Source organism: Nitriliruptor sp. (assembly GCF_040882075.1).
Taxonomy (GTDB): Bacteria; Actinomycetota; Nitriliruptoria; order Nitriliruptorales; family Nitriliruptoraceae; genus Nitriliruptor.
The window spans coordinates 4,548-15,515 of sequence record NZ_JBBEBZ010000157.1 but is presented as its reverse complement, the minus strand read 5'-3'; the positions used below and the strand labels follow the sequence as shown (position 1 = coordinate 15,515).

Here is a 10,968-nt window from a genome sequence, read left to right as displayed (position 1 = left end):
CGCCCGGCGAGGTCGCGCCCGGCGAGGTCGCGCCCGGCGAGGTCGCGCCCAGCGAGGTCGCGCCCAGCGAGGTCCCGCCCGACGCCGATGCCCACGACGGGGACGTCTCGTGAGGATCGACGTCCTGACCATCTTCCCCGGGTGGTTCGAGGGTCCCCTCACGACCTCGCTGCTCGGCAAGGCGGCGGCCGACGGCACCCTCGACGTGCGCGTCCACGACCTGCGCGACTGGACCACCGACCGCCACCGGACCGTCGACGACGCGCCCTATGGGGGTGGCGCCGGCATGGTCATGCGGGCCGACGTGTGGATCAACGCCGCCGAGGCGGTCTGGAACGACCTGCCGCCCGAGGCCACCGCAGGACGCACCGGCCCGCCTGAGGGACTCGCCCACGTCGCGGGAGGCCCACGGCCGCGGACGGTCCTGCTGACGCCTCGTGGGCGGCCGCTGACCCAGGCGCTCGCGCGCGAGCTCGCCGCCGAGGACCGGCTCGTGCTGTGCTGCGGCCGCTACGAGGGCATCGACGAACGCGCCCACGAGCTGGTTGCCACCGACGAGGTCTCGGTCGGCGACTACGTGGTGTTCGGCGGGGAGGTCGCGGCTGCGGTGGTGATCGAGGCGGTGACCCGGCACGTCCCCGGGGTGATGGGCAACGCCGCGTCGCCGGTCGACGAATCGTTCAGCGAACGGCTGGACACCGGAGAGCAGCTGCTCGAGCACCCGCAGTACACCCGGCCGTCGCAGGTCCGCGGCCACGGCGTCCCCGAGGTGCTGACCTCGGGCGACCACGGGGCGGTGGGCCGTTGGCGTCACGATCAGGCACGCGAACTCACCGAGCGACGGCGTCCCGACCTGCGCTGACGCTCGATCCGACCGTGGGCGCTGTCGCGGCGTGTGGCGTCAGCACCCGGCCGCGAACCGGTAGGCGCGACACACCTCGGTCAGGTGGTCGTCGGTCAGCGTGACGATCCGCGTCTCCAAGCGGTCGCGACGCAGGGTGAAGAGGTTGTCGAAGTTGGCAGCACAGTGCTGTGGCAACCCATCGTCGGGACCCAGGGCGACCTCGGTCGGGATGCCGCGGACCGTGGAGGTGACCGGAGCGACCAGGACCGAGTGCAAGCGTGCGATGAAGCGCTCCCGGGTCAGCACCAGCACGGGGCGGACCTTGTCACCAGGTACGTCAGCCCACCACACCTCCCCGCGGTGCGGTCGTGGCGGCGTCACGCGGTTTCCCACGGCACGTCGGTGAGATCGACCGGCGTCGCCCCGGGCAGGTCGACCTCCAGTTCGCGCCGGTACCCCTCGATCCAACGGCTCTCGAGTTCGCGCTCGACGAGTGCCGCCAGACCGCGTTCGATCAGCTCGGAGAGGTTGCTGCTACCGGTCACCGCCTTGGCCTGTTCGATCCGCTCCGCGGAGACCGTCGCCGAGATCTTCCTCTTCGCCATCCTGATCATCCTACCCTCGGTAGGGACGAACGTACCCGAACCCCGGGGGGACGGACGGTCGCACACGCGATGATGAGGTCTGACAGCGCGGCGTGCGTCCGCTCCGCTGCCGCGGGTTGTCGCACGCGCGGGCGCGCCGTATCCTCCCGAGCCGCAGCGTCCCGCGCGTTCTCCCGCGCCCGCGCACTGCGCGGCGCACCTCCACCTCGAGGCCCCGCTCTTTGCCGGTCGTGCTGCGCCGCCCGAGCTGGACCCGCCAGCGCTGCGCCCCACCCGCCCGACTCGGGAAGCTGAAGACGTATGAACAAGGTCGATCTCGTCGAGAAGGCGCAGCTGCGCGACGACGTTCCGGAGTTCTGGCCCGGTGACACCGTCAAGGTGCACGTGCGGGTCATCGAGGGGACGCGCTCGCGCATCCAGGTGTTCGAGGGTGTCGTGATCGCCCGCAAGGGCGCCGGCGTCCGCGAGACCTTCGTGGTCCGCAAGATCTCCTTCGGCGTCGGGGTGGAGCGGACCTTCCCGGTCCACAGCCCGGTGCTGGAGCAGATCGAGGTCGTGCGTCGGGGCAAGGTGCGTCGCGCCAAGCTCTACTACCTGCGCGACCGTGTGGGCAAGAAGGCTCGTATCAAGGAGAAGCGCGAGGCCCGCTGACGACCGAGGAGCTCGCTCCGTGGCCGATGGCGACCACCTCTGGACGTCCTCCGACGCTGGCGCGGCGGAGGACGTCGGCGCGTCCGCGGACGCATCGGGCGACGACGGACGTGATACCTCGAGCGGGTCGTTCCTGCGGGAACTTCCGGTGCTGCTCCTGGTGGCGTTCGTGCTGGCGTTCCTGCTGCGCACCTTCGTCCTACAGGTGTTCTTCATCCCGTCGGCGTCGATGGAACCGACCCTGACCGTCGACGACCGCATGGTGGTCGAGAAGATCACCTACCGGTTCCGCGAGCCGGAACGCGGTGAGATCGTGGTGTTCGAGGGCGAGACCGAGTCGGTCCCCCGAGATGAGGGCACGGCCACCAGTCTCGTCCGCGGCGTCGGGCAGTTCCTCGGTGTCGTCCCCGCCAGCGCCCGCGACTTCGTCAAGCGGGTCATCGGCCTGCCGGGTGACGAGATCCGCATCGACGGTGGTGAGGTGTTCGTCAACGGGGTCGCCCTCGACGAGCCCTACAAGGTCGAGGAGGACACCGACTACGGCCCGGTGATCGTCCCCGACGACCGCCTGTTCTTCCTCGGCGACAACCGGCCGAACTCCTCCGATTCGCGTCGGTCGCTCGGGTTCGTCGAGCGCGACAACGTCGTCGGCCGTGCCGTGATCATCCTCTTCCCCGTCGACCACTTCGGGATGCTCACCGGCGTGGAGTACGTGGACGTCCCCGACGCGCAGGTGCCCGCCCCCGATGCGCAAGAGGTGCCGGACGCCGACGAGGTCGGCGAGTCGGTCAACTCGCTCGGTCGGTCACGCGCGGCTGGCTGACCGGACCTCTGGCGGCCCCTCGCTGAGCGACGTGGACCCCGGGTCGGACGCGGTCTCCGGGTCGGACGCGGTCTCTGGGTCGGTGGCGAACAGCCGCCCCTGACGCAGCGCAGCGATCGGGGCCCACGAGTGCCGGTGCAACGTGCAGGGGCCGAGCTCGCGGAGGGCCCGACGGTGCGACGGTGACGGGTAGCCCTTGTTCGACGCGAACCCGTACCCCGGGTGCTCCGGGTCCCACGTCGCGAGCATGGCGTCGCGCGTCACCTTCGCCGCGATCGACGCGGCCGCGATCGACGTCGATCGGCCGTCGCCGCGGATCAGCAGCTCGTTGTGCGTCCCGTAGCCGGCCAGGAAGTCCCAGTTGCCGTCCAGCAGCAGCACGTCCGGTCGGACCGGCAACGCATCGACGGCCCGTCTGGCGGCCAGGCGCCGCGCGTCGCTGAGGCCGAGCTCGTCGATCTCGGTGTTGCTCGCGTGGCCGATGCCGACGCCGAGCGCGAACCCGGTGATGCGCGTCGCGAGGTGCTCACGAGCGGCCGGCGTCAGCACCTTGGAGTCCCGGAGCTTGTACATCCGACGGTCGCTCGGCAGGACGACGGCTCCGACGGTGACGGGACCCGCCCAGGCGCCGCACCCGACCTCGTCGACGCCGGCCACGACCGCGCCGGCGTCCCAGTGCGGCCGTTCAGCGCGGATCCCGGGGACGGGAACGCGACGCCGTCGCACACGTGGTGCAGCGGTGCTCGGAGCGGAGGTGTCGGCCATCGCGGGGGACCGTACCGTCGGCCCTCCACACGCCGGTGCCGCCCCCGGGAGCGGGCGCGGCGAGCGCTACCCTCGCGCGTCACGCGGGCGTCCCGTCCGGCCGTCCGCACCCCACCGACAGGGCAGCGCCGCGTGAACCCCGACGAGCTCGACGAGTACGAGACCGACCTCGAGCTCTCGCTCTACCGCGAGTACCGCGACGTGGTCCGGCTCTACCGGTACGTGGTCGAGACCGAGCGCCGCTTCTACCTCTGCAACGAGGTCGAGGTGACCCCGCACGAGGGATCGGACCTCTGGTTCGAGCTCCGTCTCAAGGACGCGTGGGTGTGGGACATGTACCGGCCCGCCCGGTTCCTCAAGGACGTGCGCGTCCTGACCTTCCGTGACGTGAACGTGGAGGAGCTGACGCACGACGACGCGGACCTGCCCGATTTCCTGGAGCGATGACCGGTGGGCTTCAACGCGACGCGACGCTACCGCGACGACAAGCGCAACGACATCTGGCTGCTGGTCGCCGCCGTGGTGATCCTCGGCGCCGGACTGCTGTGGGGCTTCGGCGTCATCTGATACCGCTGTCCACAGGCGCAGCAGGACCGGATCCGAGGTGACGCTGGCGGGCTCGTACCGTCCGAGCCATGGACACCCTGACCTGCCACCCCTGCCCCCTCGACGCCGCTGAACTGGCTCGTGCCGGGCGTGACGACCCGGCCACGGGGGCGCTCGGCGAGGAGCTGGCCGCACGCCACCTCGTCGCCGACGGCTGTGACCTCGTGGCCCGCAACTGGCGCCTGTACGCGGGTGAACTGCGCGGCGAGCTCGACCTGATCGGCGTCGACACGGCGGAGGGTTGCGTCGTGGTGTGCGAGGTCAAGGCCCGACGTGACGCGTCCCGGTTCGGTGGTGCGCTGTCGGCTGTGCCGCCGCGGAAGGCCGCCAAGATCCGGGCGCTGACGGCCGCGTTCCTGCGCGAGGCGCGCCTGCCCTACCCGCGCGTCCGGCTCGACGTGATCGCGGTCGACCTCGGACGCGACCCGGTCCTGCACCACGTCCTGGCGGCCCTCTGATGGCGGGGTCGCGGTGAGCCGCCCCGTCGCCACCGTCCACGCCGTCGCCCTCGTCGGGCTCGATCCCCGTCCCGTCCGGGTCGAGGCGGTGTGCACGTCGGGCCTGCCGACCACGCGCCTGATCGGGCTGCCGGACAGCTCCGTCCGCGAAGCCGCCGATCGCGTCCGGACCGGGGCGTTGCGCAGCGGCGCGACCTGGCCCAAGGACAAGCTGGTGGTCAACCTCGCCCCAGCCGACCTCCCGAAGGTGGGTACGAGCTTCGACCTGGCCATCGCGTGCGCCGTCCTCGCCGCCTCCGGACAGGTGCCCGTCGAGGCGCTCGACGGGCTGTGGGCGGTCGGTGAGGTGGGCCTCGACGGGACCGTGCGGGCGGTCCCCGGGGTGCTCCCGGCCGCGGCAGGAGCGAGGCAGCACGGGGCCCGGACGCTCCTCGTCCCGGACGCGGCGGGATCGGAAGCCGCGCTCGTCGACGGGCTGCGGGTGGTACCGGTCAGCGACCTCGCGGAGGTCGTCGCGGTCCTCCTCGAACAGGCGCCGGCACGACGTGCCCTGCCGATGCCGCCGGTCGAGACGGTCGTGGTCGACGACCTCCGGGACGTGCGTGGCCAAGCGGTGGCACGTCGGGCCGTCGAGCTCGCGGCAGCGGGCGGCCACCACCTGCTCATGGCGGGACCACCCGGCTGCGGCAAGACGATGCTGGCGCGACGGCTCCACGGCCTGCTGCCGTTGCTCGAGGTGGACCAGGCGCTCGAGGTCGCGGCGGTGCACTCCCTGGCGGGGGAGCGGCGGCCGGACGAACCGCTCTCGTTGACCCCACCGATGCGTGAACCGCACCACACCGTGTCCGGCGCGGGACTCATCGGCGGCGGGACCGGGATCCCGCGCCCGGGCGAGCTGGCCCTCGCCAACCACGGGGTGCTGCTGCTCGACGAGCTGCTCGAGACGCCGCGGTGGGTGCTCGACGCGCTCCGGCAACCGCTCGAACGGGGCGAGGTGATCATCACCCGGTCGCGCGCGACGGTCCGCTACCCGGCATCGGTGCTCCTGGTCGCGGCCACCAACCCCTGCCCCTGCGGGCACCTCGGCAGCCCGACCCGGGCGTGCACCTGCCGGCCCGACCGGGTCGAGCGTTACCGGGCTCGGCTGTCGGGACCGCTGCTGGACCGGCTCGACGTCCAGGTCGAGCTCCGTCCCGTGGACCGGGACCGGCTGGTCGGACCCGCCGACGGCGAGGACACGGCCACGGTCGCGGCGCGCGTGCGAGCAGCCCGGGACCTGGCGGCCGAACGGTGGGGGCCAGGCCGGCTCGTCCGCGACGCCCCGGCCGAACAGGTGCGCACCTCGGTGACCGCCTCGGCCCTCCGCGCGCTGGCCACGGCCATCGAGCAGCTCGGGCTGTCCGCCCGTGGGTTCGACCGGTGCCTGCGCGTCGCGCGGACCGTCGCCGACCTCGAGGGTGTCGACGCGGTGCGGACCGACCACGTCGAGGAGGCGGTCGCCTACCGCCTCCCGGACGTGGTGGCCGTCCCGTGACCGCCGACCTGCGTCGTCGGGTCACCCGACTGGCCGGACCCGACGTGGACCCGGACCGCCTCGCGGGGACCCTGGCCTGGGTCGTCGACCCGGCCCGGACGCTCGCCGGGCTCCGGCACGCGGTCGACCAGCAGCGCGCCGGAACGGACGTGGCGGGTGCGCTCGACGCGGTGCTGCGGCCGCCCGCCGACCACCTGGTCGCGGCCATCGCGGAGCTCGTCGGCACCTGGCTCGACCTCGGTGTCCAGGTCGCGACGGTCGGGGACGACGCCTACCCGGCGGGCTGTCGCGCGGGCTGGCCGCACGTCGACGCCCCACCCCTGTTGGCCTGGCGTGGACGGCCCCCCGGCGACGGGCCCACCGTGGCGATCGTCGGAGCGCGTCGAGCGACGGGGTACGGCACGGGCGTCGCGGCCTGGCTGGCCAGCGCCGTCGCTGACGCCGGTGCGTGCGTGGTGTCCGGGGGCGCGGTCGGGATCGACGCGGCCGCCCACCTCGCCGCGCTCGAGGCTCCGGGTGGGACCACCGTCGTGCTCGGCTGCGGGCACGCGGTCCGCTACCCGCGGCCGCACGCCGGTCCGGGCGGCCTGTTCGACCGGATCGTCGACCACGGCGGGACCGTCCTGTCCGAGCAGCTCCCGCACGCGCCGGCCGCCCCGTTCAACGTTCGGGCACGCAACCGGATCGTGGCTGGCCTCGCCGACGTCGTCGTGGTCGTCGAGGGAGGAGCCCGTTCCGGCGCCCTCGTCACCGCCACCGAGGCCGCCGAGCGGGGGACCCCCGTCCTCGCGGTCCCAGGGGACGTCCGCGCGCCCGGATCGGTGGCGCCGCACCGGCTGCTCGCCGAGGGCGCGGGTCCCTGCACCAGCCCGAGCGATGTGCTCGGTCTCCTCGGCGGCGCGACCGTGGAGTCCCCGACCGGGTCGGGCTCCGAGCGGTCGAGCGACGTGTCGGTATCGGTCCTGCCCGCGGACGTGCACGCCGAACTGGTCGCTGCGTGGCCCCGACCGCTGCTGGTGGACGATCTGGCGGCTCGGACCGGACGTCCGGCGGCGGTCCTGCTCGGGGCGCTCACCCGGGCGCGCGTCGCCGGGGAGACGGCAGATGACGCCTCCGGGATCAGGCTGCGCCGCGCGCCGCGCTGACGCCGTCCCGCGGGTAGCGGGCGTACGAGACACGACGGTCGCAGGCCCCGAGGAGTTCCCGACGCGCGGTCATCGACCGTCACCTCGAGAGCGCGCCGCAGGCGGCCGACGGAGACCGAGCGACCTGGCCGAACGGCCCCCGGCCGCCGCCAGCTCTCGAACGGGGATCCGTTGCAGTTCCGTCGCCGCTCTGCCTTCGTCCTGATCACCGCACTGACCGCGTTGACCGTCGTGCCCGTCGCCCCATCGTTCGCCACCGAGGTCGCCCCACCGGCGACGGTGACCGCGACGGCCGATGCGCTCCCGGAGGCGACCGAGCCCGAGGTGCCCGCCGTCTCCGCGGGGCTCGCGTCGGCTGAGGAGCCAGCTGCCACCGACATCGTGGCGACCGGCGTCACCTTCTCCACCATCGGCTTCCGCCTCCCCGACGGGGTCGACGAGATCCGGATCCGCACCCGGGCCACCGATGGCGCCTGGGGGGAGTGGCTCGACGTCGAACGTGTCTCGCCCGACCTCGACGGACCGGACGCCGGCTCCGCGAACGAGGTCGCGGAGGGATCTGACCTCAGCGAACCGGCGTGGGTCGGCCCCTCCGACGCCTTCCAGATCGCGCTCGATGCTGCGCCCGCCGCCGACCCCACCGCGGCGATCGACGCCATCGAGGCCGAGCTCATCGACACCCTCGGCGAGAACGAGGGGCTGGTGAGCAAGGCGGTCCGCCTGCTCACCCCCCGACCCGTCGTCGCCCCGGCTCAGGCCGCCGTCGGACGTCCCGCCATCATCTCGCGTGCCGGCTGGGGAGCCGACGAGTCGTGGCGGACCTGGTCGACCTCGTACCGCACACCGACCTTCGCCGTGCTGCACCACACCGCCGGCTCGAACAGCTACACCAAGGCCCAGTCCGCAGCGGTCGTGCGCGGCATCTACAGCTACCACGCGCGCACCCTCGGATGGGGCGACGTCGGTTACAACGTGATGGTCGACAAGTTCGGGCAGGTGTTCGAGGGGCGCGCCGGCGGCCTCGAACGGGGTGCTATCGGCGCCCACGCCAAGGGGTTCAACACCGGCTCGTTCGGCGTGTCGGTGCTGGGCAACTACGACACCGCCGACGTCCCCGCTGCAGCCGTCGAGGCCGTGGCCCGCGTGACGGCCTGGAAGTACGACATCCACGGCATCTCGGCCTCCGCGTCGCGGACGATGTCGGTGGGCGGCCGCACCATCAACACCCTCACCGCCCACCGCAACGTCGGGTCCACCGCCTGCCCCGGCCGGTACCTGTACGCCAAGATGGGGTCGATCCGCAGCCGCGTCGCGACGCTCGTCGGGTCCGGTTCGAGCAGCGCTCCGACCACCCCCCCGACCCGCTTCCAGGACGTGCCCCGTAGCCACACCCACTACGCCACGATCGAGACCGCAGCGCAGCGAGCGCTGACCACCGGGTGCACGACGGCGCAGTTCTGCCCGGGTACCGGCGTGACCCGGGCGCAGATGGCCACGTTCCTCGTGAAGGCGGCCAGCATCCCACCTGCGGCGACGACCTCGAGCTTCCGCGACGTGTCCGGTGTCCACGCAGCCTCGATCTCGGCGCTGTCGGCGGCGGGGATCACCTCGGGGTGTTCGTCGACGCGCTACTGCCCGAACGAGGTGGTCACCCGTGCGCAGGCAGCCAGCCTCATCACGTCGACGTTCGAGATCCCGCACGCGCGACCCCGGTTCTCCGACGTGAGCCGGTGGTCGACCCACGGTGGTGCCATCGGTGGCCTCGCCGAGGCGGGGGTGGCCAGCGGGTACAGCGACGGGACCTTCCAGCCGCGCTCCGAGGTGTCGCGGGCCGCCATGGCCACGATGCTCGTCCGTGCCCAGAACCAGCGCTGACGTGCCGCTCACTCCCGCGGAGGAGATCACCGTGACCGAGCCGATCACCGAACCCAGGCCCGTGTGGGCCACCGTCCCGGCCGCTCCCGCTCACCGGCGTGTTCGCCGCTACGCGGTGGCCGTGATCGCTCTCAGCCTCGGGTTGCAGGCGTGCGGCGGGGCACCGCCGGTCGAGGTCGACGCCGCGCCGGCGGGTGCGCCGACGGGTACGCCGACGGAGGTCGACACGGTGCCCGTTGGAGCGGAGCGCGAGCGCGGTCCCCGGCCGGAGCGTGCGATCCCGCCACCTCCGGACGCGACCGAGGAGCCGGAAGCGCAGGAGCCTTCATCGGGTGGGTCGCAGGAGTCGCCGCCCCGATCGGATCCGCCGCCGCCCGACCTGGTCGTCGGTGAGGATGGGTGTGTCACCGACCGCACGACCGGCCTCGTCGTGACCTGCCACGACGACGCCGCTGGACCGGACGAGCCCACGACCCCGTGAGGCGCGTTCGCGGACGGTGACCGGACGGGACGGATCGACGGTGTGCACCGCGGAGGCCGGGCGGCGAGGCTGCGGGCTCCCACCTGCGGAGCTGCCGTGCCCAACGCCGATGCGCCGGACCGTCCTCCGGGTCCACCACCCGAGGTCGACGTGCTCGTCGTCGGCGGAGGCCCCGCGGGGCTCAGCGCCGCGACGTGGCTCGGCCGTCACCGTCGCCGCACGTTGGTGGTGGACGCCGGGCGACACCGCAACCGTGCCACCGAGGCGATCCACGGCATGCTCGGCCGGGACCCGGCCTCTCCGGCCGAGCTGCGGGCCGACGCCCTGCGTGACCTCGCCGGCTACCCCCACGTCGAGGTCCGCGACGGCGAGGTCCGGGGCATCGAGCCCGACGGCGAACGTTTCCGCGCCGACGTCGACGGTGCGCCGGTCCTCGCCAGTCGCGTGGTGCTCGCCACGGGTGTCCGTGACCGCTTCCCCGCGATCGACGGCTTCGACGAGCACTACGGGGCGGGCGTCCAGCACTGCCCGACCTGCGAGGGTTTCGAGACCCGCGACCGTCCGGTCGTCGTCCTCGGGTGGGGAGCGCACGTGCCGGCGTACGCCGTCGAGCTGTTGGACTGGGCCAGCGAGGTCGCGATCGTCTCCCACGGCGCCGTCCCCCAGCTGGACGACGACCAGCTCGACCGGTTGCGCGAGCTCGGGATCGAGCTCATCGACGACCGGGTCGAAGCGCTGATCGGCGAACGCGGCGCGCTTCGAGCCGTCCGCTGCTCGGACGGTCGTGAGGTGCCCGCGGCGATGGTGTTCTTCTCCATCGGTCACGACGCGACCGTCGAGCTCACCACCGCGCTCGGCTGCGAGCTGACCCACGAGGGCGTCATCGCCGTCGACGAACGGCAACAGACGACCGTCCCCGGCGTGTTCGCGGCGGGCGACGTCACCCCGGGGATGCAGCTGGTGAACGTCGCCATCGGCGAGGGGACGGTCGCCGGGGTGGCCTGCGCCGAGTCGCTCCACGGCGTCTCGCCGGCCCCCGGTGCGCCTCCAGCAGCGCCGCCGGTCGAGGACCTCGCCCCCGCGGAGTGATGGCGCGAGGCACCGGAACCGCCGTGCGTCGGGCGCACCGGGGGCTCAGGTGGGCCTCCCCACCACCCGATGTCCTCGGTGAGTTCCCGACG

The 10,968-nt window shown here is 73.3% G+C and carries 13 protein-coding genes; 10 read left to right on the top strand and 3 right to left on the bottom strand.

Annotated elements, in window-relative coordinates; translation table 11 throughout:
- The first annotated feature begins 109 nt into the window (after nucleotides 1–109).
- Nucleotides 110–862 carry a tRNA (guanosine(37)-N1)-methyltransferase TrmD gene (gene trmD, locus WEB03_RS09525; protein ID WP_368070717.1) on the top strand — a complete coding sequence of 251 codons (753 nt, stop codon included), beginning with the start codon at nucleotides 110–112 and terminating at the stop codon, nucleotides 860–862.
- A gap of 39 nt (nucleotides 863–901) precedes the next feature.
- Here the strand turns inward: trmD and WEB03_RS09520 are convergent, their stop codons facing one another.
- Complete coding sequence (locus WEB03_RS09520) at nucleotides 902–1,195, bottom strand: type II toxin-antitoxin system PemK/MazF family toxin (protein ID WP_368070718.1); 294 nt, start codon at nucleotides 1,193–1,195, stop codon at nucleotides 902–904.
- A gap of 26 nt (nucleotides 1,196–1,221) precedes the next feature.
- Nucleotides 1,222–1,449, bottom strand: coding sequence for a type II toxin-antitoxin system CcdA family antitoxin (locus tag WEB03_RS09515; protein WP_368070716.1), 228 nt, complete (start codon nucleotides 1,447–1,449; stop codon nucleotides 1,222–1,224).
- A 300-nt stretch (nucleotides 1,450–1,749) separates the two neighbouring features.
- On the opposite strand from WEB03_RS09515, the gene rplS reads away from it, so the two are divergent.
- The gene (gene rplS / locus WEB03_RS09510; protein WP_368070715.1) at nucleotides 1,750–2,100 is read left to right on the top strand and encodes a 50S ribosomal protein L19; all 351 of its coding nucleotides are present in this window, start codon (nucleotides 1,750–1,752) and stop codon (nucleotides 2,098–2,100) included.
- Between the two features lie 19 nt (nucleotides 2,101–2,119).
- The gene (gene lepB, locus WEB03_RS09505) at nucleotides 2,120–2,923 is read left to right on the top strand and encodes a signal peptidase I (RefSeq protein WP_368070714.1); all 804 of its coding nucleotides are present in this window, start codon (nucleotides 2,120–2,122) and stop codon (nucleotides 2,921–2,923) included.
- On the opposite strand, the gene WEB03_RS09500 is transcribed toward lepB, so the two are convergent.
- Nucleotides 2,906–3,688 (bottom strand): ribonuclease HII, encoded by a 783-nt coding sequence (locus WEB03_RS09500; RefSeq protein WP_368070713.1) that lies wholly within the window; start codon nucleotides 3,686–3,688, stop codon nucleotides 2,906–2,908. The genes lepB and WEB03_RS09500 overlap by 18 nt on opposite strands.
- 132 nt (nucleotides 3,689–3,820) lie before the next feature.
- On the opposite strand from WEB03_RS09500, the gene WEB03_RS09495 reads away from it, so the two are divergent.
- The 7 genes from WEB03_RS09495 (at nucleotide 3,821) to WEB03_RS09465 (ending at nucleotide 10,876) form a co-directional block, all read left to right on the top strand.
- Nucleotides 3,821–4,135: a DUF2469 family protein gene (locus WEB03_RS09495; RefSeq protein WP_368070712.1), complete on the top strand. Its 315-nt coding sequence runs from the start codon at nucleotides 3,821–3,823 to the stop codon at nucleotides 4,133–4,135.
- Between the two features lie 188 nt (nucleotides 4,136–4,323).
- Entirely contained in the window at nucleotides 4,324–4,752 is a 429-nt protein-coding gene (locus WEB03_RS09490) for a YraN family protein (protein WP_368070711.1), read from the top strand.
- Between the two features lie 13 nt (nucleotides 4,753–4,765).
- Nucleotides 4,766–6,286, top strand: a complete 1,521-nt coding sequence (locus tag WEB03_RS09485) for a YifB family Mg chelatase-like AAA ATPase (RefSeq protein WP_368070710.1) — start codon at nucleotides 4,766–4,768, stop codon at nucleotides 6,284–6,286.
- On the top strand, nucleotides 6,283–7,431 hold the full coding sequence (locus WEB03_RS09480; protein WP_368070709.1) for a DNA-processing protein DprA: 1,149 nt from the start codon (nucleotides 6,283–6,285) through the stop codon (nucleotides 7,429–7,431). The genes WEB03_RS09485 and WEB03_RS09480 overlap by 4 nt, the downstream gene beginning before the upstream one ends.
- A 171-nt stretch (nucleotides 7,432–7,602) precedes the next feature.
- Complete coding sequence (locus WEB03_RS09475; protein ID WP_368070708.1) at nucleotides 7,603–9,306, top strand: S-layer homology domain-containing protein; 1,704 nt, start codon at nucleotides 7,603–7,605, stop codon at nucleotides 9,304–9,306.
- Nucleotides 9,307–9,337: 31 nt separating this feature from the next.
- On the top strand, nucleotides 9,338–9,787 hold the full coding sequence (locus WEB03_RS09470; protein WP_368070707.1) for a hypothetical protein: 450 nt from the start codon (nucleotides 9,338–9,340) through the stop codon (nucleotides 9,785–9,787).
- Nucleotides 9,788–9,883: 96 nt separating this feature from the next.
- Entirely contained in the window at nucleotides 9,884–10,876 is a 993-nt protein-coding gene (locus WEB03_RS09465; RefSeq protein ID WP_368070706.1) for an NAD(P)/FAD-dependent oxidoreductase, read from the top strand.
- Nucleotides 10,877–10,968: the final 92 nt, after the last annotated feature.

Coding starts and splice junctions, on each gene's coding strand:
- WEB03_RS09515 (WP_368070716.1), bottom strand. CDS start 1,449: ATGGCGAAGAGGAAGATCTCGGCGACGGTCTCCGCGGAGCGGATCGAA.
- rplS (WP_368070715.1), top strand. CDS start 1,750: ATGAACAAGGTCGATCTCGTCGAGAAGGCGCAGCTGCGCGACGACGTT.
- WEB03_RS09500 (WP_368070713.1), bottom strand. CDS start 3,688: ATGGCCGACACCTCCGCTCCGAGCACCGCTGCACCACGTGTGCGACGG.
- WEB03_RS09490 (WP_368070711.1), top strand. CDS start 4,324: ATGGACACCCTGACCTGCCACCCCTGCCCCCTCGACGCCGCTGAACTG.